Here is a 25,234-nt window from a genome sequence, read left to right as displayed (position 1 = left end):
TTAGAAAAGAGGAAGAAAAATGAGATTTCCAGATGTTAAAGACAATAAAATACTGGGCAGAGTACTTAATTTATTGTTTAATAACATAGATATAATTTTATTTTGTATTATAGTTTTTGTAAAACTTATGTCCTATGAAAAAGATATATCTTCAGGCTATTTAAATAAATCTGTAATTTTCCCAATAGCTGCATCAATATTAATATTGATAAGTTTTTCATTTGCTTTTAAGGAAAAAACCAGGATTAGTTTTTTATATATAGCTGATATCGTATTAAGCGGAATACTTATAGCAGATTTGATGTATTATAGATATTTTAAAGATATTACTACAGTGGCTGCTATACGGAATGCCAAATTGCTGCAGGGAGTATCATCCAGCGTCAGCAGCGTGGCTAGTGTTAAAGATCTTTATTATCTATTGGATTTGTTCATCTTACTTCCTGCGGGGAGAATTTATAAAAAAAAGAAGAAAAATATAAAGCCCTTATCCAGAAGATTATTGAATTTTTTAGTAATATTTGTATTTGGAATTGGAATTAATGCAAGTGTCTTTTATAGGGTTTCTAAACAGCAGCCTACATTGCTTACAGCTATGAGCAACAGGATATACTTGACTAACATGATAGGAGACGTTAATTTCCATTTGGTGGATTCTTATAATTACATAAGTAATAGCATCAAGAATTCAAAAAAATTACCCGATGAAAAAGAAAAAGATATTAAGACATTTTTACAGAATAACAATAAAAATACAGATGAAAGCAATTTCAAGGGTATAGGAGAAGGAAAAAATCTGATAGTAATCCAGGTAGAAGCTCTTCAGGGGTTTGTAATAAATCAAAAGGTAAATGGCCAGGAAATAACGCCAAACCTAAATAAATGGGTAAATAAATGTATGTATTTTGACAATTATTTTTATCAGGTTGCAGGAGGAAATACATCAGATGCGGAGTTCATGTCCAACAATTCACTTTATCCGGCACAATCCGGAGCTGCCTATTATACCTATAGTGGAGACAAATATGATTCCCTGGCAAGTTCCCTGAAAGATAAAAACTATTATACTGCAGCTCTTCATGGAAATAGTGAGGGGTTCTGGAATAGAAATGTCATGTATAAAGCCCAGAGTTTTGATGATTTTTTCGGAGAGCACAGCTTTAATGTTGATGAAAAAATTGGACTAGGGCTAAGTGATAAATCCTTTTTGAATCAGTCCTTGGAAAAAATGAAAAGTTTTAAACAACCTTACTATTCTTTTTTGGTTACTTTAACAAGCCATTTTCCCTATGAAGCTGTGGACAAGTATGGGGATTTTAATGTAGGTGAGTATGAAGGAACATTCATAGGCAATTATTTAAAAGCCATACATTATACAGATGCCCAATTAGGAGAGTTTTTAGATAATCTTGAGAAGGATGGAATAATGCAAAATTCTATTATAGCATTATATGGAGATCATTTTGCTATTCCAAAAGACAATGCCCAGCAGCTTTTTAAATTTGAAAATGAAAGCAGCAGTGATGATTATACATGGTTTAAATATCAGAAGGTACCTTTATTGCTGCATTTTCCAGGTGACGAATATGCAGGGGTAAATCATAAGTACACTGGTCAGATGGATCTATATCCAACTTTAGCTAATATGTATAATTTGCCTAAAAACTATATGTTTGGAAGTGACATGCTAAATGGCAATAGCGAGAAAGTTATTTTCAGAAATGGATCCTTTATAGATGGACAGAATTTATATGTATCCTGGTCTAACACATACTATAATTTGAAATCTGGAACTAAAGTAAATGAAACTGAGGCACTGAAGAATGAAAAAGATGAGTACACAAAAGAATTGGAGTATTCAGATGATTTGCTGAATCATAATTTGATAAGTGCATTTGATCAGGAAAAGTGAAATTGAATAAGTGGTATATATTAAGTATGATATGATTATACTTGAAAGGGCAAGCCACATGGCAGGTACTTCTTCTACCATGTGGCTTGCTCTATTTGACCATGCTGATGTGTATTTTATTAAACTAATAACTGTTGGCAACATCTTTTAATATCTGTGAACTGGCTGAAAGTTCCTGAAGAAGGGCGTTTATATCTTCAAATTTTGAAACTTCATTATTAAAGGTATCATTTATGTTATTCATATTTTTTGATATGTCAGATATGGAATATTGAATCTTTTTTAAAATTTGGTCGATTTCTTTTAAAGAATCTGAACTGGAAGAGGATAATTTCCTTATTTCATGAGCTACCACGTTGAATCCTTTTCCGTATTCACCTGCCCGGGCAGCTTCTATAGAAGCGTTTAAACCAAGTAAGTTGGTTTGATTAGCTATATTTTTTACAAAAGCCAGTATCTCATCAGTTTCACTGGATTGATTTTTTGTATCTTCAATACTATTTTTTATTTTATCATTAGTTTTAGCCATAGCTTGTACATCCATTGACACACTGTTAGTAGACTCGCTGATTTTGCTCAATGCATCTGAAAGGGACTGTGATAAGTTAGATATTTTAAAACTTTTGCTTAAATCTTTTACTATTGCAGCAGATCCTGCAACCATGTTATTGTCGTCTATAACTGGAATAGATGTGGATTCCACTTCCTTTCCAAATATTTCTTTCGAGATTCGTTCTGTGGCAATTCTTTTAGTTTTCATTGCAGTATAGTCCGAACCTGAATTTGTTATTTTATCACCAGGTTTTACATTTAAATTAAATTTTTCGTTGCCGAATATATATGTATATTTCTCGGTATCTGATATGGATATTAGAATGTCTTCTTTAAAGAAGTTTTGTAAACAAGGTGCTATAGAAGTAAATGCATTTAATTGTGCAATGTTAAAAAAGCTTTCCATTTATTTATGTTCCTCCTTATAATAACGTAAGATTATTTTATTGTTACGATTATACCACATTGTACAGGTAAAGATAATATTTACTAGTATATGTAAAAAATATAAAGCATATTATTTATATATAGTACAATATAATTTTTGATTTTAATAAAGATATTTACTTTTAGATCTACTTATCTGACTGTAATGAGGAGGAGTTTCACTTTTGAAACTGAAAAATTGAATATGTTAATAAAAAATATATTACAAGTCATTTTTGTCATATTTATATTTATCATACCTTTTAGCTTGGTAGTCCTGATATGGTTTGATGTGAAAGAATTTATTAGGGAAATACACGATATTCATAAAAAATAGCAATTTATAGGAGAATGATATGACAGATGGAGATTTTTTTACTTTTAGCGAATATATGAAAAAAGAGTATGACGTTTTGACAGCATCTATGGAAGATTATTTGGAGATGACATATAGATTGGCCCATAAGGAAGGGTTCACTAGAATTCATGAACTGGCAAAAGCTTTAAATGTACAACCTCCTTCAGCTACAAAGATGATCCAGAAACTTGCTGAGTTAAATTTTATAAATTACGAAAAGTATGGGATAATAATTCTTACAGATCAGGGTAAAAACATGGGACAATATTTGCTGGATAGGCATAATATTGTTGAAAGTTTCTTAAAAGTTATTGGCATATCAGAAAATGTATTAGAACAAACGGAAAAACTGGAGCATACTATAAATAGCCAAACCGTAAGGCATTTAAAAGATTTCATAGATTTTGTAAATATAAGACCAGATGTGATTGAGGATTTTATAATTTTTAGAAATAAGAAAATGATCGTAAAGAAGAATTCAAAATAAAAGGTATTGATACTTTATTAAAGACTTTTTTATGATATAATTAATTTATAGTAATAAATTATAAAAATATAAAAAGGATGAATAATATGGATTTTATATTTAAAAACATTTCTGTAGTTTGTAAAGTATTGTTTACGCTGATTATTATTTTTATTCTAATAAGGATAATACCCTTATTAGTGGCAGTGGGAATTGCTGCTTTTGTGTTTTATAAGGCAGGAGGGTATTTTAAAAGTAAAAAAAGAAACAAATCAAAAAAAAAGAATATGGATAATATAGAGAAAAATGAAGAGAATCCATTTGGTATTGGTAATGAAAAAATTATAGATGTAGATTATGATGAAATTAAAAAATAGTAGATCAGCTGAAAAATGAAGTGAATTTTAAAAAGCTGAATTAGGAAGGAGTTGAAAACCTTTTAGGTTATATTATGATAAAAACTGCTGTAATTACAATAAGTGATAAGGGCTCTCAAGGGAAGAGAATTGATAGAACCGGACCTGAAATAGAAAATGTTTTAGATAAGTCTAAATATAATATTGCATATTATAAGATAATACCGGATGAAATGGAAGATATACAAAAAGAACTGTGTTATGCCTGTGATGAATTGAAAGTGAATTTGGTACTTACAAATGGAGGGACAGGCTTTTCTTCCAGGGATATTACTCCGGAGGCAACTTTAAAAGTTATAGAAAAAAATGTACCTGGTGTAGCAGAGGCCATGAGGACAAAGTCTTTGGACATAACTCCAAAGGCAATGCTTTCAAGGGCGGTGTGTGGTATAAGAAAAAAAACACTGATTATAAATTTACCAGGAAGTCCTAAAGGGGCGGTGGAAAACCTTCAATTTATATTGCCTGCACTGCCCCATGGTATTGATATATTGATGGGATGGGATTCTGAATGTGCAAAATAGGCAAGGCCTACTACAGGGGGGGAATAGTTTATGGAACTGACTCACATAAATGAACAGGGAAGAGCAAGAATGGTAGATGTAAGTGAAAAGGAAAATACAGAAAGATGTGCAATAGCTGCAGGTTCCATATTCATGAAAAAGGAAACTTTATCTATTATATCAGAGGGAAAAGCAAAGAAAGGCGATGTGCTTTCTGTAGCTCAGGTGGCAGGAATAATGGCTGCAAAAAATACTGCCAATATAATTCCAATGTGTCATTCTATAAATATAACAGGTTGTGATATAAAATTTACATTGGATTTTGAAAAATCCAAGATTGATATTGAAGCTTCTGCAAAAATTTCAGGAAAGACGGGAGTTGAAATGGAGGCATTAGTAGCTGTCAGTACAGCGGCTCTTACTATATATGATATGTGTAAGGCTGTGGATAGAGCAATGATAATATCCAATATAATGCTTGTGGAAAAAAGCGGAGGAAAGTCTGGATTGTTTAAGAGAAAGCTTTAAATATATTTTTGTAATGGGGGAAAAAAATATGGCCACAGTTGTTTCAGTAAATATAAGTGAAAAAAAAGGAGAAATAAAAAAACCTATAGGAAAAGGATTATTCAAACAAAATAATGGATTGGAAAATGATGCTCATGCGGGAAACTGGCACAGGCAGGTGAGTTTGCTTGGAAAAGAGAGCATTGACAAGATGAAAGCTCTCGGAGTAAATGATTTGTCCAGCGGAAAATTTGCGGAAAACATCACTACTGAAGGTATTGTTTTATATGAACTTCCAGTGGGAACTGTGCTTAAAGTAGGGGAAGTAATTATGGAAATCACACAAATTGGTAAGGAATGTCACAGCGGATGTGCCATAAGGAAACAAGTTGGAGATTGTATTATGCCCAGAGAGGGAGTATTTGCCAAAATAATCAAGGATGGATGGATATATGAGGGAGATCCTATAACTTTAGTTGAACCGCAGGTCTAATTAAAATACATAATGTGCAGAGAAGCTGCCCCGGAATAAAAGGTGGTTTTTATTCCGGGGCAGCTTGGTTTATATGAAATCAGGTTAATCTTAAATTTTTATATCCAGAAGATCCAGTATAAACATAAATAATGGAATACCTAAGAGAAGTCCCCATATGCCCATAAGATGTTCAGAAACTATTAGTACTATAAAGGTAAAAAATATAGGAAGTTCCATTTTGGAAGACATTAATTTCGGATTTAAAATATAACTTTCAATAGCGTGAATTATTGCGATCATGATAAGCACATATATTACCTTGGTAAAACCACCTATACTGAAAGCAATAATACAAAGGGGAATAAGAGATATTATCACTCCAGCTATTGGAATTAAACTCAATATGAATATCATAAATCCAATAGTAACTATCTGGGGAAAATGAAGTATAGAAAGCATTATCACCGATATAATAGTGTTAAAAAACGCTATTAAAATTTGAGCCTGAATTACTTTTCCAAATGAATTTAAAAAATTCTTTCCAAAAAAACACAGATATTTGTACAATCCGGATATTTTGCTGGATTTAAATTTTTCTAAAAAAGAAATAACCTTATGTTTTTCCAGCATGAAAAATAAGCTGAGCATTATAGAAATAAATATATTAATACTCCATTTTCCTATATTTGTAGCAAGCTGAAGAGATATATTGAATCCGGATTTCAAATAACTTTTTATATCTATTTGACTTAATATATCAATTAAATATTTTTGAGCCGTATCAGAATTTGAATTTGGTTTAAATTCTGATATGTTATTTATTATATATTTGGTCTGGTTTATAAGTTGTGGAACAAATCCTACAACAATCAGTATTATGGATAAGAACAGCAGCGCATATAAAATTATTGTAGTAATCTTCTCTTTTGCTGCAGTTACTTTAGTAACTTTTTTCAATACTAAATTTTGAATGCTGTTTATTATATAGGAAAATAAAAATGTGAGTAAGAATATGTCAAATACAGATTTAGACCAGTAGAAAAAAAGCATGAGACCGATAAAAAAAAGTACTCTTTTTACAGATTCTTTTGAAAAAAATTCTTTTATGGAATTCATATAATCTCTCCTTAGTATATTTGGTATAGTATATATTAAATAATCCTGTATTTATAATGGCATAGTATCTATATTATATTATAAAAATTATTTTATACAAATTTCAAGTGGTATTTAATAAAAATAAAATCCATTATAGAAATATTAATTAATTTAAAATTAATTGTTGCATATTTATAATTTATAATGTATAATTATAAAAAAATAACTGGGGGCAAGAAATATGAAGAAGATAAGTACAATAGTGTTAAGTGTAATTATGATATTTGCACTTTTTACAGGCTGCGGAAACAGCAGCATATCTAATAACAGCGGGGAGGATAATTCACTCCAGAGAGTTAAGGATTCTGGTAAATTGTCCATAGGATTGGATGATTCATATCCGCCTATGGAATTCAGAAATGATAAAAATCAATTAGAGGGATTCGATATAGATCTGGGAAAAGAACTTGCCAGTAAGCTGGGGGTAAAATATAATCCTGTAGTTACAGATTTTAATGGGATAGTCTTGGCACTGCAGTCGGGAAAATTTGATGTTATACTGGCTACCATGAGCATAACTGATGAGAGAAAAAAAAGTATAGATTTTATAGGGCCTTATATTAATGGAGGACAGATAATTATAGTCAAATCAGGAAATGTATCCATAAAAACAAGGAATGATTTAAAAAACAAAATAGTGGGAGTTCAGCTTGGAACTACTGGAGAGCAGGCTGCAAACAAAATAAGCGGTATTAAGGAAATCAAAAAGTATGATAAGATAACAGAAGCTTTTCATGAAGTCAGCATAGGAAGAATTGACGCCTTAATATGTGATTCTGAAGTAGGTGAATATTATGTGGCAAAGGACAAAACAGGTTATTCTGTGCTAAAAGATAAGCTTACTAAAGAACCTGTTGGAATGGGTATAAAAAAGAAGGATAAGAAATTACAGGAAGCTTTGAATAAAGCACTGGAAGATCTTAAAAAAGAGGGTACATTGTCTAAACTCTCTATAAAGTGGTTTGGACACGATATTTATAAAGAGGAAAATTAATTAAGTAAGGATAAAAGTTGCAGTTTCACTTTTATCCTTATTTAATATGTTATAAAATGATAATATAGCAACTTTGCGCTGGTAATAATATTAAATTTAAAAGGAGGAAACCTTTCTGTGATAGAACAAATAAAAAATGATTTGCAGGATATAGCGGAAACTATCAAGGCAGTAATAGATATTGATATAACTATTATGGATAGAAAACTTTTGAGAGTGGCGGGTACTGGAAAGCTTAAAAGAAAAGTTGGAATGAGTGCGCCTAAAAATTCCGTGTTTGAAAAATGTTTAAAAAATGGAAAATCATATTTTATTGAAGATCCTAGAAATTGTACTGAATGTATGGTTTGTGAAACAAAAGTGCAGTGTGATGAAAAAGCAGAAGTATGTTTCCCCATAATCATAGATGACAAAATTGAAGGTGTCATAGCAATGATAATATTCGACGATGCTAAAAAGGAAATGTTTCTTAAGAAAAAGGATATTTATGAGAGCTTTGACAGGAGAATGGGAGAACTTATCTCCTCCAGAATAAAAGAAAAAAATATGTATCATAAATTGGAGTATAAATCTACTGAACTTTTAACCATAATAGATTCTGTAAATGAAGGAATTATAACTATAGACAGCCATAATAAGATATTGAATTTAAACAGGTATATAAAAGAAAAATTTAAGTTAAAGGAAACTTACCTTATAAACCGTGACATAAGCAGAATTATTCCAGATAAAATAGTGAATAAGTTTAAACCAAATAATTATTATATAGAGGAAGAAACTGTAACCGTGGATTTTAATAAATCAAGATTTAACTTCCTATTATCTGTCAGGCCTATAAATTTTAATGAAGAAATATATGGGGCAGTAATAACCTTTAAAGATTTTAATAAATTACAGCAATCCGTATTTAAAATAGATGGGAAAAACTCCATATTCAAATTCAAAGATATAATAGGCAGCAGCAGTACTTTTTCTCAAGTTAAAGATCAAGTAAAACAAGTGGCACAGCAAAACATGCCCGTTTTGCTGTTAGGTGAAACAGGTACAGGAAAAGAGCTGTTTGCAAGAGCCATACATTGTGAAAGTTATAGAAAAAATGAAATATTTATGCCTATAAACTGTGGTGCCATACCTGAAACATTAATGGAAAGTGAATTATTTGGATATGAAAGGGGATCTTTTACTGGAGCCAGTAACAGCGGGAAAATGGGTAAATTTGAAATAGCTAAGGATGGTACCATTTTTTTAGATGAAATAGGGGATATGCCCCTTCATATGCAGGTAAAACTTTTGAGGACTCTGGAGGAAAAAGAAATTATGAGGGTGGGGGGCGTAAGTACAATAAAGGTAAATCCTAGAATAATAGCTGCTACAAATAAGAATTTATACAATATGGTAGAAAAAGGACAATTTAGAGAAGACTTATTTTATAGATTGAATGTAATACCTATAAGAATACCTGCCCTTCGCGAAAGAGGAAATGATATACTGGAACTTTCACAGTATTTTTTAGATAGATATAATAATATATACGGTAAAAGTATAAAGGGTTTTTCTGAAAAAGTAAAAGAAATATTTTTGAGTTATTCCTGGCCTGGAAATGTTAGAGAACTTCAAAATCTCATAGAATATGCCATGAATTTTGAAAAGAAAGATTTCATAAGTCCTGATACTATAAGGGGGAGAACGGGAAAAACCAGTGAAAACTTTATAGAAGACAGAAGCCTTAAGGACATGGTACTGCAATATGAAAGGGATATTATAAATAAACTTATGGAAAGGTATGGGTCGGATATTGCTTCAAAAAGACTTATAGCTGAGAAATTAAAAATAAGTACAGCTACACTATATAGAAAAATAGGAGAAAGCTGAGAATTTCATATATCAAAAATGAGAATGGATTATCATTTTTGATATATGAAATTGAATAAAGGTAATGATAAATATAAAGAGTATATATTTAAGGTATATGCTCTTTATATTTATCATTATTGAGAATTAAGTGGAAATAATATGAGCTAAAGTCATTGGTATGATAATTGCTGCTGATATTCATAGGGAAAAGGGAGGTTTATCTATGAAAGATTATGAATTATTAGTAGATATATTAAAAGATCAGGTAGTACCGGCTTTAGGATGTACAGAACCAATGGCAGTGGCTTATGCTGTTGCTAAAGCCAAGGAAACTTTAGGCGGAGATATAAATGGTCTTGATATATATGTTGATAAAAATATATTTAAAAACGGAAAAGAAGTAGGTATACCTGGCACAGATAAGAAAGGTATTTTGACAGCAGCAGCTTTATCCATGGTTGCAGGTAAATCGGAGTATAAATTACAGGTATTAAAAGATGTTTCAGATAAAAGCTTAAAGAGTGCACTTGATATAATAGATAAGAATATAATTAAATTAAAGTTAAAAAAAGATGTAAGGGGTCTGTATATAGAAGTAATTGCAAGACAAGAGGGTAATTATTCCAGAGTGGTAATAAAAAACAGTCACTTGAATATAATTTTAATTGAAAAAAATGGACAATGTATTTTCTCACAAGATGAAAAAAACGGTATAGCTGATAAACTATTTTTGAGAGATAAAATAAAGGGATTCACCATAGAAGATTTTAAAGATTTTGTAGATAATATTTCTTATGACAGAATAAGATTTATTGAAGATGGAATAACTATGAATGAAAATATAGGTAAGACAGGGTTGAAGCTGGATTTGGGCATAGGTATTGGAAATTTGTTCAATGATAGTTCCAGTGTGGAACAATATGCCAAAGCTATTACGTCTGCTGCATCAGAAGCAAGGATGTCAGGATATCCAATGCCGGTAATGAGCAGTGCAGGAAGTGGGAATCATGGATTAGTGGCTATACTTCCTATAGCTATAGTAGGAGAAAAAATGAAGCTGGGAAAAGAAAAGATAGTAAGAAGCGTTTCTCTCAGCCACCTTGTAACTATTTATATAAAAAGTTATACAGGGGCCTTGTCACCAGTATGCGGATGTGGAGTAGCAGCTGGCGTGGGAGCTAGTGCAGGACTTTCCTATCTGATGGGCGGGAGCTTGATTCAAATAGAAGGGGCCATTAAAAATATGATTGCAGGAATAAGTGGCATGATATGTGATGGTGCAAAAATTGGATGCTCATATAAATTAGCCATATCTGTAAATGCGGCTTTAGATGCAGCTAAGATGGCAAATAGAAATATTTTTATACCATCTAAAGATGGCATATTGGATAAATCAGCAGAAAAAACCATACAAAATTTAGGAAGGATATCTGTTGAGGGAATGGTAAATACAGATGGGGTTATATTGGATGTGATGATGGAAGAATGTAAATAATACTTTGAATTATGTGCCGGCTGAAATATTCAGGCACATAATCCCCTTATATTAATTTTTAGAAATTCTATAAAATTATTCTCTAACTGGATGTTTTATGATAATATTAAATTAAGAAATAGAAAGGAGTTTTATAAAAAGGAGATGTAAACGTTATGAATACAAACAATAATTATCTGAAAGAAACCACATACGGATGGGATAATTTTTCTAAAATTATAGTTTTTATTGGATGCATTTTCTGTTTACTTGCTGCTTATGAAGCTTTTTTAGGACTGCTGATGATTTTATATGCTTTTTGGAGAAGCCGATCCAGAAATATTATGAGAAGAATTAGAGAAGAGAGGGCCTTGTTAAAATTTCTAAATGGCATATATTGTATTGTATACAATATAAAATATCATAGGATGTCTTTAGAAATTTTAGGATTAAAAAACAAGAAAAAATATAAAAAATGCCCCAGATGCGGTAAACCAGTTTTATTAAAAAATTCAGTTAAAAATAATTTAATATTATGTCCTAAATGTTCTTTGAAATTTAAGGCAAAGTAATTATTATTCAAATAAAATTTAACATTTCAATAGTGTTATACTAATAACAGTCATATGATTCATGGGCTGTTATTTTTTATGATTAAACTCACCTGAACCTTAAAAATATGATAATAAAAACTTATTATCACTATTGATATATATCACTATTGATAATAGATTATAAAGTGATATAATTATTATATTGTAAAAATTTAAATAGAATTTTATAAAAGCGGAGGTAATAAACTTTGGAGAAGATTGCGTTGATAACAGACAGCACCAGTGATATGCCTAAAGATATGGTGGATAAATACAATATAAAAATACTTCATTATAGAATAATATATAAGGATAGAGAATTTATAGACAGAATAAATATAACACCAAAATATGTTTATGATAATTTAGATAATGAGATACCTACATCTTCACTGCCTTCTATAGATGAAATGGAAAAATTGTTCAAAGGTCTTCAGGAGCAAGGATATACTCATGCCATAGTTGTAACTCTTTCTGGAGGATTAACAGGTATTTTGAATGGAGTAAAATTAGTTAGTGAAAATTATCCTGAAATTAAAACTTATATATATGATTCCAAATCCATTTCTATGGGAGAAGGTATACTGGTTGAAGAATGCGGAAAGCTTATAGAAAGGGGAGCCAGTTTTAATGAAATAGTAAATAAGCTGCCAGCCTTAAGAAAAAGATTACATTTATATTTTGTAGTTGGGACCTTAGAATATTTGAAAAAGGGTGGAAGAATAGGCAAGGTAGCTGGTACTATTGCAGAACTTTTAGGTATAAAGCCTATTGTGGCAATTGATATAAATGATGGTAAATATTTTACTTATGATAAAGTAAGGGGAAGAAAAAAGTCTTTAAGCAGAATAGTTGAAATTGCAAATAATATTCTTAGGACTAAAAAATGCAGGCTGTATATTTTAGATGGCTGTGCATTGGAAGATGCTAAAAAGGTATTTAATGATATAAAAGAAAATCAAAATGTGGTTTCTGCAAGTTTTGGAGGAGATATAAGTCCTGTGGCAGGCTTACACAGTGGACCGGGTCTAGTAGGATTAGTGTTATTTGAGGAAGAATAAATTTTATGAGTAAATTTAGTTTAGAAAAAGATGCAAAGGAAGAAGAAAAACGGTTATACAAAGAATATAAGAAAAAGCTTGCTGAACTTAAAAAGGTAAAAAAAGCGAAAGAGGCTGTAGGGCAGGTATTCACAAAAGGTCTCCTTCCAATATATGTTCTTTATATTTTAAGTTTAGATGCCACTAATGGAAATGATATATCCCACAAAATAGGTGAAAGGACTGGAGGAAGGTGGGTACCCAGTACAGGAGGAATTTATCCGCTGCTAAAAAAACTGGAAAAGGATAAATTAATTGAAGGAAAATGGATTGATTCTAAGAATAAAATGCAAAAAATATATACTCTAACTGATTTGGGCGCTGGTGAACTGAAAAGCAGAAAAAGACTTTTAAAAAGCAAAATAGAAGAGTCATTGGAAGTGTTTAATATAGTTTATAAGGATCTGTATGGTGTTTCAGAGGAGTAGAATCCTCTGAAACTTATTTGTTTCAATTTGTTTTAGAATGCTGTTGTTTAAATTCTTTAAAAGACAGTGATACAGGCCTGCTTGTTTTGTAGACTCCATACAGCAATACAATTAAGGCAAAACCAAAGGAAACTATATTTATCATCATAGGTGAAGTGTAGTTATGTAAAAGTTTGTCCTCTAAAAGCATTTTAAATGATGTGTGGGCAAGTATAGCACCTCCCAGATATATTATCATAGGATGCCTGTTCATAAGTTTTGCTACATATTGGCTTCCAAAAAATATGATAGGAATATTTAATAATAATCCAAATATTATAAGTAATATGTGTCCCTGTGCAGCACCTGCAATTGCCAGAACATTGTCCAAACTCATGGTTATATCAGCTATAACTATGTTGGAAATTGCCGTCAGGTATTTGCCAGTTGGGTTTATTTGTTTCTTTTGTATTTTTTTTGACTGGGGTTTTATAAAATTCCAGGTAATCTTTATGAGCAGTAGTCCGCCCACTAATTTTATAGGAAGCCATTCTATCAGCAATATATAAGTAATAAGGCAGGCAAACAGTATCCTGAAAAAAACTGCAGTAAATACTCCAATCATTGATGCCAATTTTGCATGCTTTTTTGGCAGTTCTCTGGTTGCCAGGGCAATTACCCCTATATTATCTCCGCTTAAAACTATGTCAAGCAAAGTTATCTGCAAGGCTCCTGATAAAAAGGTAGCTAAATTATCCATTCTGCATACTCCTTTTAATGGTAGATTTTAGCAGTGAACACTAATTTTATTTCTACAAAATAATATATTCTTTAAATATACCAAATATTACCTTATACGTGTCCACTGGTTTTATTCTAACATATGCATTACATAATGTAAAGTATATTATATAATGTGGTTTTTATATCTACATAATTTAAACTATAATATATCAATATAAGCAGGAGCTTTGCAATGAAAGGGTGAATTAAAATATTAAAAATAAGGACAGGTAAAAATGCTTCAGTTGTTTTAATGATTTTTATTTTAGTACTCTCAAGTGTATTTTCTGTGAAAGCTGCATCTCAGGTTGATAATAAATCAATCCATGGCAAGGTTATTAAAATAGAAGCCAGTGGGGATAAAAATTCTCAAAGGTTTTCTAATGTGGATGTAAAAATTATTTCGGGAAAGCTTAAGGGCAAAACAATTACCGTACAGAATTTTGTAGGAGGAAAGATAAAAGATGAAGAGAGCAGTACTCAAAGTTTTGTAAGAGTTGGAGACGAAGTATTAATTAATGTTGACAAATATGATAAAAAGGGAAATGTTGAAAAGGCATATATCTATGAAATAGTGAGATATAAATATCTTTATAAACTGGGAATATTTTTTATTCTGCTATTAATAATTATAGGAGGAAAAAAAGGATTTAAATCAGTTATAACTTTGGCTATAACTGGACTTATGGTGCTGAAGGTCTTAATACCTCTTGTAATGCAGGGATTTAATCCAATAGTTGTTTCTTCTCTTATATGCATGTTTGTGATTGTGGTGAATCTTATCATAATAGGCGGGAAAAATGAAAAAACTTTGGCAGCTATTATAGGAACTTCAGGAGGAGTACTTATTGCAGGAGCCATAGCAATATTTTCAAATTCCATAATAAGAGTAAATGGACTTACTGACGATCAAATGCAATCCATTATATATACTGTGCAAAATTCTAATTTTAATTTTCAGGGGCTTTTGTTTGCAGGGATAATAATGGGAGCCTTGGGTGCAGTTATGGATGTGAGCATATCCATAGCTTCTTCTGTGAAGGAAATTGAGGAAGTTAAACCGGATATAACCCTGAGGGAATTGATAAAGTCAGGTATGAATGTAGGTAAGGACATTATGGGAACTATGGCCAATACTTTAATACTTGCCTATGTAGGAGGGGCTATGTATATAATGATCATGATTTCCTCCTATTCTTATGGTACTTCAATTTCCACAGCTGTTGATCAGGACATTATTGCTTCGGAAATATTAAAGGCTTTGGCCGGCAGTATTGGATTGATTTTTGCAATTCCAATTACAACAGCTGTATCTGCATTACTTGTTAAAAGACATAGGGAAGAAATACAAAAAACATCTGGAGAATAAAAGTCAAAGTAACATTTTTTTATCTAAACAAATATAATACAGTGAAGTAAATTGAAATGGGAGGATATGAAATACAATGGAGGTCACTGTAAATTTTTATACTGTTTTAGATGAAAATTCTGAGGACTTAAAAAAACTTCATAGTCAAGTGAAGTCCGATGATCCTATATATTTAACTCTTCAGGTAGGAGATATTATAATATCCCAAAAGGATAATTTAGAATATGTTATAGTTAAAACGGTAAAAAATCTCTATAAAGAAGAGCTGGATATATATATAGCTGGTGTAAAAAGCAAGGAAGAAATAATGGATGAGATAGAAAACTTGGCTAATAAGACTATAAAATCCGTATTGGAGTCCATTAAAGATACATTGGATTTTGATGAAAAAAAGGATTTTAGTAAAAATTAAACCTGAAAACACTGTTGAATTCATTTATCCTTATGATTTCAATAGTGTTTTTGATAATAGGAAAATTAAAATTTAGAGGTATGTAAGATGAACAGGAGTATATTAAAAAATTTGGCATGTGAAAGCAGAGATGAACTAATTGAAAGGATACAGATCAGAGCTCTGCAGTATGGTATACAGAAAGATAATATTGAAGATTCAAGTGATTGCATAATTGTAAATGGAACTGTCTTGGGTAAAGAGGAAAAACTGCAGAGGAAAAAACTTATTGAGAAAATTAAAAGCTTAAATGATAATGGGGAAAATGGATATGACAGGGTTATTGAGGAAACTGCCTATATCTGGTTTAATAGATTTGTGGCACTGAGGTTCATGGAAGTAAATGATTATTTGCCCACAGGGGTTAGGGCGCTATCTTCTTCTTTACCAGGAAATATTGAACCGGATCTGATAAGAGATGCATTTGAAGTGGAGCTCCCGGTAGATACTGAAAAAATATACCATATGAAATCAAATAATGATATGGAAGGTTTATTTAAATATATGATAATAGCCCAGTGCAACAGCCTAAATAAAACCCTGCCCTTTATGTTTGAAAAGCTGGGAAATAGTACTGAATTACTGTTTCCAGGGGGAATTTTAAATGAAGGAGCTTTTATAAGAAGATTGACAGATACGAATCTCATATCTGAAAACCAATGGAAGGATGTAACCATTATAGGCTGGCTTTATGAATATTATATATCTGAAAAAAAAAATAAGGTTATGAAAGCAAAGAAGAAATATGCTAAAGAAGAAATACCCTACGTTACACAACTTTTCACTCCGGATTGGATAGTTAGATATATGGTTGAGAATTCACTGGGAAGATATTGGGTGGAATCCCATCCGGAACACAGTGATCTGAAGAAAAACTGGAAATTTTATATTGAAAGTCCCCACACTGTGCCTGAAGAAAAACTGATACCTTATGTGAATAGGAAATTGAGAGTTGAAGATATCAAATGTTTTGATCCAGCCTGTGGTTCTGGACATATACTTATATATATGTTTGATGTATTATATCAGATATATGAGAAGTGTGGTTATATGCAGAGGGAAATACCTGAATTGATTATAAAGAACAATCTTTATGGAATGGACATAGATGACAGGGCATATCAACTGGCATGTTTTGCCGTTGTCATGCAGGGAATGAAATATAACAAAAAGCTTCTCAGAAGTGCAGAGGGAAAATCCAGGAACAGCGGGACAAAAAGCATAGATTTACATATAGTGTCCATACAGGAGAGCAATAGTTTTAATGAGTATGATATAATTTATATAGCAGGGGAAAGACTGGGAGAAAATTATAGCAAGACAAAATCATTTATAGAGAAATTTAGAAATGCTAAAATATATGGTTCATTAATACAGTTAGGGGAGTTTGATGAAAGCTTTTTTACAAATAGATTAAAATACATAATAAGCAGTCCGGTGGAAAATTTAACTCAAAATGAAAGCAGAAAAAAGATTATCAGACTGTTGCCTAAATATATAAAACAGGCTAGGATAATGTCAGAAACCTACGATATATTAGTTACAAATCCACCTTATATGGGAAACAAGTATTTTAATCCATTGCTTGGAAAATATATTGCTGAAAATTATTCAAGGGCAAAAGCAGATATATTTTCTGCTTTTATAGTATATAGCTTTTCAAAAGTTAAGTATAATGGACATTTGGCATTTATGGTTCCCTTTGTGTGGATGTTCATACAATCTTATGAAAAACTAAGGGAAATTATAATTCACCATAAGAATATAAGCAGTTTAATTCAGCTTCAGTACTCTGGGTTTGAAGAAGCTACAGTTCCAATCTGCACATTTACCTTGAGAAATTACAATGTGGATATTAGGGGAGATTATATAAAATTGTCAAGTTTTAAAGGAGCTGGAAATCAAGGGGTAAAAACTATAGAGGCAATAGCTAATCCCTGTGTAAATTACAGATTTACCGTAAATCAAAGGAAAATGGAAAACATTCCAGGAAAAAGATTTGGATATTGGCTTACTGACAGGGAAATTGAAATACTGAACAGGGCAAAAGTCATGGCTGATGTTTCATTTCCATGTACGGGTATGCAGACGGGAAACAATGATGAATATATAAGACAGTGGTTTGAAGTAGAATACGATCTTATAAGTTTCCCGGGAGAAAATAACAGGGAGAAGTACTGGATACCATATCAGATGGGCGGGGAAGCCAGAAAGTGGTATGGAAATGTGTCTGAAATAATTTATTGGAAGGATAATGGCCAAAAGGTAAAAAGGGAAAAAGGTTCTGTTATAAGAAATGAAAAATTCTTTTTCCACAGGGGTATAAGTTGGAAAAGAATAACTTCAGGCAGGAATACTATAAGGGTGTTAAATGAAGGCTTTATTTTTGATCAATCTGCAGATTCAATATTTGTAAAAAATGAAGCTGATTATAATTATATATTGAGCTTTTTCAACACTAAGGTAATGATGAATATTTTTGAATTTATTTCGCCTACATTGAATCTTACTGCAGGTACTGTTAAACAAATTCCCATATATGTGGAACATAATATATTGCTGAGGAAAAAAATCGATTTTTTATGCGAAGAATGTATACGTATATCTAAAAACTACTGGGATTCTTTTGAAACTTCATGGGATTTTAAGAGGCATCCTCTGCTGGTCCATAAAAAAGGATCAAATAGTATAGAGGAGGCTTATGATAATTGGCGTGATTTTTCAGAAAAACAATTTTGCAGATTAAAAGAAGCGGAAGAGGAATTAAATAAAATATTTATACAGATATATGGATTTCAAAACGAGATGACTGCGGAAATTGAAGAAAGGGATATTACGATAAGCAGGGCCAATAGGCAGAGGGATATTAAATCCTTTATATCTTATGCGGTGGGGTGTATGTTTGGAAGGTATTCTCTGGATACAGAGGGAATTGTGTATGCCGGAGGAAAATGGAGTGACAGGTGGCAGATCGTAAATGACAACTGGAAAGTCAGAAAGACAAAAGTGGATGCAAAGGGTAATGTAATTTCTGATAATTGGGTAAATTCTACTTTTGCCCCTGTCCAGGATAATATTATCCCAATATTTGATGAGGGGTATTTTCAAAATGATATAGTATCCAGATTTATAAAATTTGTAGGTATAACTTTTGGAGATAAAAATTTATCTCGAAATCTTAATTTCATAGCACAAACTCTTGGAAAAAATAAAGGCGAAAGTGATAAGGATACTATAGAAAGATATTTTCTCAAGGATTTTTTTAAAGATCATGTTCAAATGTATAAAAAAAGACCTATATATTGGCTGATTACTTCGGGAAAGCAAAAAACTTTTAATTGTTTAATTTATATGCATAGGTATAATGAAGATATTTTATCCAAAATAAGAATGGATTATTTGCAGGATCTTCAAGAAAAATTGGACAGAAAAGAAAAATTCTTAGTTCATATTATAGGGGAAAGTTGTGATACCTATGAAAGGAGCTATGCAAAGAAAAAATTATCGGACCTTTACAAAGCAGTGGATGAATTGAAACAATATGATGAAATACTGCATCATATGGCTGATATGAAGGTGAAAATTCATCTGGATGATGGAGTTAAAGCCAACTATGAAAAACTTAAGGCACTTTTAAAATAGGATAATGTACATAATACAGGTACAAGGGGGTAAGAATGTGAATTTTAGATTGGAAAAGGATTTGCTTGGGGAAAGGAAAATTGAGGCTTCAGCTTATTTTGGAATTAACACTAAAAGAGCTCTGGAGAACTTCAATCTAGGCGGTAAGATAGTAAACCTGAATTTAATTAAAGAAGTTGCACTTATAAAAAAAGCGGCTGCAGTTGTGAACGCAGATTTGAAAGAAATGGAGGAGGTTAAAGCCGGTGCTATAATCAAGGCCAGTGAAGAGGTAATAGAGGGTAAATTTGATGATCAATTTGAGTTAAGTGCATTTCAAGGAGGTGCAGGCACATCTACCAATATGAATGTAAATGAAGTCATAGCTAATAGAGCCATAGAAATACTTGGAGGCAGAAAAGGAGATTATACGCTGGTACATCCCTTAAATGATGTAAATATGTTCCAATCTACCAATGATGTTTATCCTACAGCCCTTAGAATTGCAGCTATACGACAGATAAGAAGGCTGAGCAGCTGCCTGGCAGATTTACAGGAAGAATTGCAGATAAAGGAAAATAAGTTTTCAGATATAATAAAACTTGGAAGAACTCAATTGATGGATGCACTTCCCATGATGGCAGGTCAGGGATTTGGAGCTTATGCCAAGGCAATAGCAAGGGACAGGTGGAGAATTTACAAGGTAGAAGAAAGGTTAAGGGAAATTAATATAGGAGGTACTGCCATAGGTACAGGACTTAATGCCACCAACAAATTCATATATGAAATGACAGATGTACTTCAAAGTTTAACAGGTCTTGGTATTGCCAGATCTGATTATCCCATGGATGTTACCCAGAATTGTGATGTGTTTGTAGAAGCTTCAGGACTTTTAAAGTCTCTGGCCGTTAATCTTTTGAAAATTTCCAATGACTTAAGACTCCTGAATTCAGGTCCAAGAGGAGGAATTGGGGAGATAATTCTTCCTAAGGTTCAAGCAGGTTCTACAATTATGCCGGGGAAAGTTAATCCTGTTATAGCGGAAATGGTGGGCCAGGTAAGCATGAGGGTAATATCAAATGATACTGCTATTACCATGGCCAGTGCTTCAGGACAGTTGGAATTGAATGCTTTTACTCCACTTATTGCGGAATGTCTGCTTGAATCATTGGAACTTTTGGAAAAGACAGTTATAATATTTAAGGAAAAATGTATTGAGGATATTCAGGTTAATGAAAAAAGGTGTAAGAAAAATCTTGAATCATCTACAGCTGCAGTAACGGCTCTGGTGCATTATATAGGATATGACAGGGCTGGTGAATTGGCGGAAAAGGCATTAAAAGAGAATAAAACCATAAAAAAAGTTTTATGTGAAGAAAAAGTATTATCCAAAGAAAAAATAGATGAAATTATGAATCCCTATCAGCTTACAAAGCCAGGAATACCTGGAAAATAATATTGGAGGTGCAATTATGGGTTTGAATGAATCTCCCCGTTCTGTAAGAATACATATAGCTCTTTTCGGAAAAAGAAATGCAGGAAAATCAAGTATTATAAATGCTATAACTGAACAGAATACAGCTATAGTATCAGATGTAAGGGGAACTACTACAGATCCTGTGTATAAGTCCATAGAAATTTTGCCTATAGGTCCCTGCGTAATAATAGACACTGCAGGGCTTGACGATGAAGGACAATTAGGACATCTCAGGAAGAAAAAAACCATGGAAGTTTTAAATAAAACTGATATAGCATTGGTGGTAATAGATTTTACCATTGGCATTACAGATTATGACAGGTATATGATAGGTGAAATTGAAAGAAAAAAAATACCATTGATAGTAGTGCTGAATAAAATTGATCTGTTGAGTGCAGATAATGATTATGTTGAAAATATAAAAGCAGAATTGAATTTGCCGATTATAGCAGTATCCGCTGCTTCGGGGAAAGGCATTAAAAGATTAAAAAATGAAATAGCAAATGTACTGCCTGAAAACGAAGATAAATTCAAAATAATTGGGGATTTAATAAATCCAGGAGATTTTGTGGTGCTTGTTACCCCTATTGACAAGGCGGCACCTAAGGGAAGGCTCATACTCCCACAGCAGCAGACAATAAGGGATATTCTAGAAAGTGATGCCATGGCAGTAGTAACAAAAGAATATGAACTTAAAGAAACTCTGGAGAATTTAGCTAAAAAACCTAAAGTAGTAATTACGGATTCCCAGGCATTTTTAAAAGTGGCGGCGGATACACCTAAAGATATTTTAATGACTTCCTTTTCCATATTATTTGCCAGATACAAAGGGGATCTAGTGGAGCTTATAAAAGGGGTAAAAACTATAAAAAAGTTAAAAGATGGAGACAAGGTGTTAATTGCAGAAGGATGTACCCACCATAGACAGTCTGATGATATAGGAAAGGTGAAGATTCCAAGGTGGATAAGGCAGATTACGGGGAAAAAAATAGATTTTCAATTTTCATCTGGTGTCTCTTTTACAGATGATATAAAAAGATATGCACTTATAGTTCACTGTGGGGGATGTATGTTAAATAGATCTGCCATGCTCTACAGGATCAATACTGCAAGTGAATTTAATGTACCTATAGTTAATTACGGTATAGTTATTGCCTATGTTCAGGGAATATTGGATAGGGCGCTAAAACCATTCCCAAGAGCCAAAATGATATGGGACAGCATGGAAAATTGATTTTTTTAAATCAACTGTGAAAATTATTAAAAAATTCTATATAGATATTCGGATATATTATTAAATATAAAAAGCATAATTAATGTCATTTAAGTGAATTAATTATGCTTTTTTTTTAATATAAAAAATAAGTAAGGTATTAAAATATATTTATGAGTTAGTTAAAAGTAATTGTAATTTTGAATAAATAATGTAATTTAAATTCATTAAACGTATACATGTATTGATAAATGATAAATAATTAAACGTTTAAATGATAAAATAGTAATATAATAATGTAAAAAATAATAAAATGGCATTGAATTGCATAAAAAATGGTGGTATTATTATAAAAACATTCATATTAATCGCGATTTAATATAATTTTGGGAGGATGACTAGGATGACAATGAATAAGGGAATTAAAAGTAAAATACTAATTTCGTTTGTATGTATATTTGCACTTGTTTTATCTGCCTGTGGAAGTTCAGGGGGAGGTTCCACCAGTTCGGGAAATGAAAAGAAAATTATCAATATAGGCATGATGAATGCTCCAAGCGGCTTTAATCCATTAGAGTGGACAGACGTAGCACAAGAAGTGAGTTGTGGATTGTTGTTTCAGGATCTGGTGGAATTGGATGAGGATATGACCTATAAGCCTATGCTGGCTGATTCCATTACAACTAAAGACAATAAGACATTTACAATTAAACTCAATTCAAAAGCCAAATGGAGTGATGGGAAACCTGTAACTGTAGATGATGAAACATATACCATTGGTCTTATATCCAATCCTAAAGTGCCATCTACTGTGGCATCAAATTTTAATATTATTGAAGGATTGGACGATTCAGGTAAAAATACTGCTGGCAGTACTGATATATCCGGTGTAAAGAAGATTGATGATCATACCATGACCATCACAACCAAAGCACCTATGGAATTAACATTATTTGAAGATACAATAGGAACTAAACTTAAAGCTCTTCCTAAACATATACTTCAGAGCACTGCACCGGATAAAATTTATCAGAGTTCATTTATTCAGAAACCAACCGTAAGTGATGGACCTTTTAAATTAGAGAAATATGTAAAAGACCAGTATGTACAATTTGCTGCAAATAAAGACTATTTTAAAGGAACACCTAAATTAGACGGATTGATTTTCAAGATTATGCCAGGAGCTAATATAACTGCTCAATTGCAAAGCGGAGAAATTGATATGAATGATGCAAGTTTAGGACAAATACCTTTTGAGGATTATGGGAAAGTAAAGGCTATGAGCAATCTTAAAACAGATTCCTCAGGTGTTCAAAGTACTATCCAGACTTTGATGATAAATGTACAGACTGTACCTGATCCAAAGGTTAGAAAAGCTATTTCCTATGCTATAAACAGGAATATGATAATAAGCAGTCTGTTAAAAGGTGAAGGCCAGATAATCGAATTACCCTATTTAAAAGAAAGTAAATTTGTAAATAAAAATTTGAAACCTACTGCCTATGATCCGGAAAAGGCCAAAGCACTTTTAAAAGAAGCAGGATGGGATTCCAATAAGGCCATAAATTTTGATATACCTACAGGAAATAAAGTTCGTGAGCAGGTTGCAGATATCATAACTCAGAATTTGCAGAGTGTGGGTATAAAAGTAAACCCTCAGAAATACGATTTTGTTACAAGTCTTGCTACAGCTAAAAAACACAATTTTGATATATATCTGGTAGGTATACCTGTTTATCCTATGAATCCGGATTTGTCAGCTATATTAAAGACTGGACAGGGGCTTAATCTGTCACAGTACAGCAATGCAGAAATGGACACCTTGCTTTCAAAGGGTTTAAATCTTACGGATCCAGCTCAGGTAAAGGCAAATTATGACAGAGTACAGGAAATATTTGCACAAGATTTACCTTGCCCATCAGTATATGTACAAAATCAGCTAAGGGCTGTAAATAAAAGAGTAACTTATGGAGAACCTAAGAATTATGGTACGTTCATTGATGTGTATAAATGGGATGTACAAGGTAAATAATTGAAGTCTGCAAAAGATTATATGTTACAAACTTATAATCTTTTGCAGTATAAAAAGATTGCTTTACCAGAAATATTATAGAAAGGATGATAAATATGAGTTGTTTGCTTTCTGTAGAACATCTTCAAACAGCATTTAAATCAAATAAAAAAGAAGTGGTATCTGTAGAAGATGTAAGTTTTGATATAAATCGTGGAGAAACAGTGGGTATAGTTGGTGAATCCGGTTGTGGAAAAAGTGTAACTTCTCTGTCTATAATGAGACTTTTAGGTAAAAAAGGATATATAAAAAAGGGAAAGATAAAATTTGACAATGTGGATCTTGCAAATTTGGGAGATAAAGAGATGAGGAACATCAGAGGCAACAAGATATCAATGATTTTTCAGGAACCAATGACTTCACTGAACCCTATTTTTACAATAGGAAATCAGATGACGGAAGCTATAAAATTACATCAGAATATGGAACATAAAGAAGCGGAAGAATATGCAGTGGATATGTTGAATTTAGTAGGTATACCCAGAGCTGATAAGATAATTAATGATTATCCTCATACTCTTTCAGGTGGAATGAGACAAAGAGTGATGATTGCCATGGCACTTTGCTGTAAACCTGAACTTTTAATTGCAGACGAACCTACTACTGCACTGGACGTTACTATTCAGGCACAGATTCTGGATTTGATTAAAAAACTGAGAAAAGATATGAAAATGTCAGTTATGCTCATTACTCATGATTTGGGTGTTGTAGCAGAAATGGCGGATAAAGTTATTGTAATGTATGCTGGACAGGTAGTTGAGGAGACGGATGTGTTTACCTTATTTGACAATCCAAAACATCCTTATACCCAGGCACTTATAAAGTCAATCCCCCAAATTGACTCAAATGGAAACCAACGTTTGGAATCCATAAAGGGAATGGTTCCATCCACGTATCAGGGTATAGTGGGATGCCGTTTTCATAATCGCTGTCCCTATGCATCTGAACGATGCAAAATGGAAGCACCGGGTTTGAATTCTACTGGTGAAGGTCATAAAGTGCGCTGCTTTTTAGATGAAACTATGGGGGAAGCAGATAAGGAGGCAATATAGCT

22 protein-coding genes are annotated in these 25,234 nt (G+C 32.1%); 19 read left to right on the top strand and 3 right to left on the bottom strand.

Annotation, left to right across the window (positions count from 1 at the left end; all coding sequences use genetic code 11):
- Positions 1-19 precede the first annotated feature (19 nt).
- Complete coding sequence (locus ACYUJ6_RS11070; protein ID WP_461842841.1) at positions 20-1,912, top strand: LTA synthase family protein; 1,893 nt, start codon at positions 20-22, stop codon at positions 1,910-1,912.
- A 124-nt stretch (positions 1,913-2,036) separates the two neighbouring features.
- On the opposite strand, the gene ACYUJ6_RS11065 is transcribed toward ACYUJ6_RS11070, so the two are convergent.
- Positions 2,037-2,870: a methyl-accepting chemotaxis protein gene (locus ACYUJ6_RS11065; RefSeq protein WP_461842840.1), complete on the bottom strand. Its 834-nt coding sequence runs from the start codon at positions 2,868-2,870 to the stop codon at positions 2,037-2,039.
- 376 nt (positions 2,871-3,246) lie between these two features.
- On the opposite strand from ACYUJ6_RS11065, the gene ACYUJ6_RS11060 reads away from it, so the two are divergent.
- The 5 genes from ACYUJ6_RS11060 (at position 3,247) to ACYUJ6_RS11040 (ending at position 5,633) form a co-directional block, all read left to right on the top strand.
- On the top strand, positions 3,247-3,735 hold the full coding sequence (locus tag ACYUJ6_RS11060) for a metal-dependent transcriptional regulator (RefSeq protein WP_461842839.1): 489 nt from the start codon (positions 3,247-3,249) through the stop codon (positions 3,733-3,735).
- A gap of 86 nt (positions 3,736-3,821) precedes the next feature.
- Complete coding sequence (locus ACYUJ6_RS11055) at positions 3,822-4,091, top strand: hypothetical protein (RefSeq protein ID WP_461842838.1); 270 nt, start codon at positions 3,822-3,824, stop codon at positions 4,089-4,091.
- Positions 4,092-4,165: 74 nt separating this feature from the next.
- Positions 4,166-4,654 (top strand): MogA/MoaB family molybdenum cofactor biosynthesis protein, encoded by a 489-nt coding sequence (locus ACYUJ6_RS11050; protein WP_461842837.1) that lies wholly within the window; start codon positions 4,166-4,168, stop codon positions 4,652-4,654.
- A gap of 30 nt (positions 4,655-4,684) precedes the next feature.
- Positions 4,685-5,161, top strand: a complete 477-nt coding sequence (gene moaC / locus ACYUJ6_RS11045) for a cyclic pyranopterin monophosphate synthase MoaC (protein WP_461842836.1) — start codon at positions 4,685-4,687, stop codon at positions 5,159-5,161.
- Positions 5,162-5,189: 28 nt separating this feature from the next.
- Positions 5,190-5,633 carry an MOSC domain-containing protein gene (locus ACYUJ6_RS11040; RefSeq protein ID WP_461842835.1) on the top strand — a complete coding sequence of 148 codons (444 nt, stop codon included), beginning with the start codon at positions 5,190-5,192 and terminating at the stop codon, positions 5,631-5,633.
- A 90-nt stretch (positions 5,634-5,723) separates the two neighbouring features.
- Here ACYUJ6_RS11040 and ACYUJ6_RS11035 read toward each other — a convergent pair whose 3' ends face one another.
- Positions 5,724-6,731, bottom strand: coding sequence for an AI-2E family transporter (locus ACYUJ6_RS11035; protein WP_461842834.1), 1,008 nt, complete (start codon positions 6,729-6,731; stop codon positions 5,724-5,726).
- Between the two features lie 223 nt (positions 6,732-6,954).
- Here ACYUJ6_RS11035 and ACYUJ6_RS11030 point away from each other — a divergent pair, with 223 nt between their 5' ends.
- The 6 genes from ACYUJ6_RS11030 (at position 6,955) to ACYUJ6_RS11005 (ending at position 13,216) form a co-directional block, all read left to right on the top strand.
- A complete protein-coding gene (locus tag ACYUJ6_RS11030) occupies positions 6,955-7,767 on the top strand; it encodes an ABC transporter substrate-binding protein (protein ID WP_461842833.1) in 813 nt (270 codons plus the stop codon).
- Between the two features lie 117 nt (positions 7,768-7,884).
- A complete protein-coding gene (locus ACYUJ6_RS11025) occupies positions 7,885-9,639 on the top strand; it encodes a sigma-54-dependent Fis family transcriptional regulator (RefSeq protein WP_461842832.1) in 1,755 nt (584 codons plus the stop codon).
- 205 nt (positions 9,640-9,844) lie between these two features.
- On the top strand, positions 9,845-11,116 hold the full coding sequence (locus ACYUJ6_RS11020) for an L-cysteine desulfidase family protein (protein WP_461842831.1): 1,272 nt from the start codon (positions 9,845-9,847) through the stop codon (positions 11,114-11,116).
- A 155-nt stretch (positions 11,117-11,271) separates the two neighbouring features.
- Entirely contained in the window at positions 11,272-11,667 is a 396-nt protein-coding gene (locus ACYUJ6_RS11015; RefSeq protein WP_461842830.1) for a hypothetical protein, read from the top strand.
- A 230-nt stretch (positions 11,668-11,897) separates the two neighbouring features.
- Positions 11,898-12,749 carry a DegV family protein gene (locus ACYUJ6_RS11010; protein ID WP_461842829.1) on the top strand — a complete coding sequence of 284 codons (852 nt, stop codon included), beginning with the start codon at positions 11,898-11,900 and terminating at the stop codon, positions 12,747-12,749.
- 5 nt (positions 12,750-12,754) lie between these two features.
- Positions 12,755-13,216 carry a PadR family transcriptional regulator gene (locus ACYUJ6_RS11005; protein ID WP_461842828.1) on the top strand — a complete coding sequence of 154 codons (462 nt, stop codon included), beginning with the start codon at positions 12,755-12,757 and terminating at the stop codon, positions 13,214-13,216.
- 22 nt (positions 13,217-13,238) lie between these two features.
- Here the strand turns inward: ACYUJ6_RS11005 and ACYUJ6_RS11000 are convergent, their stop codons facing one another.
- Entirely contained in the window at positions 13,239-13,955 is a 717-nt protein-coding gene (locus ACYUJ6_RS11000; RefSeq protein WP_461842827.1) for a TerC family protein, read from the bottom strand.
- A 276-nt stretch (positions 13,956-14,231) separates the two neighbouring features.
- On the opposite strand from ACYUJ6_RS11000, the gene ACYUJ6_RS10995 reads away from it, so the two are divergent.
- The 7 genes from ACYUJ6_RS10995 (at position 14,232) to ACYUJ6_RS10965 (ending at position 25,232) form a co-directional block, all read left to right on the top strand.
- Positions 14,232-15,347, top strand: coding sequence for a YibE/F family protein (locus ACYUJ6_RS10995; protein WP_461842826.1), 1,116 nt, complete (start codon positions 14,232-14,234; stop codon positions 15,345-15,347).
- 76 nt (positions 15,348-15,423) lie between these two features.
- The gene (locus ACYUJ6_RS10990; RefSeq protein ID WP_461842825.1) at positions 15,424-15,759 is read left to right on the top strand and encodes a hypothetical protein; all 336 of its coding nucleotides are present in this window, start codon (positions 15,424-15,426) and stop codon (positions 15,757-15,759) included.
- Between the two features lie 87 nt (positions 15,760-15,846).
- Positions 15,847-19,440, top strand: coding sequence for a BREX-1 system adenine-specific DNA-methyltransferase PglX (gene pglX, locus ACYUJ6_RS10985; protein ID WP_461842824.1), 3,594 nt, complete (start codon positions 15,847-15,849; stop codon positions 19,438-19,440).
- Between the two features lie 37 nt (positions 19,441-19,477).
- Entirely contained in the window at positions 19,478-20,875 is a 1,398-nt protein-coding gene (locus ACYUJ6_RS10980; RefSeq protein WP_461842823.1) for an aspartate ammonia-lyase, read from the top strand.
- Between the two features lie 16 nt (positions 20,876-20,891).
- A complete protein-coding gene (hydF, locus tag ACYUJ6_RS10975) occupies positions 20,892-22,130 on the top strand; it encodes a [FeFe] hydrogenase H-cluster maturation GTPase HydF (protein WP_461842822.1) in 1,239 nt (412 codons plus the stop codon).
- Positions 22,131-22,512: 382 nt separating this feature from the next.
- A complete protein-coding gene (locus tag ACYUJ6_RS10970) occupies positions 22,513-24,141 on the top strand; it encodes an ABC transporter substrate-binding protein (protein ID WP_461842821.1) in 1,629 nt (542 codons plus the stop codon).
- 95 nt (positions 24,142-24,236) lie between these two features.
- Entirely contained in the window at positions 24,237-25,232 is a 996-nt protein-coding gene (locus ACYUJ6_RS10965; protein ID WP_461842820.1) for an ABC transporter ATP-binding protein, read from the top strand.
- Positions 25,233-25,234: the final 2 nt, after the last annotated feature.

This window comes from Clostridium sp. JNZ X4-2 (assembly GCF_054889485.1).
Note: the sequence above shows the minus strand (reverse complement) of the source record. Positions and strands in the feature narration are given on the sequence as shown.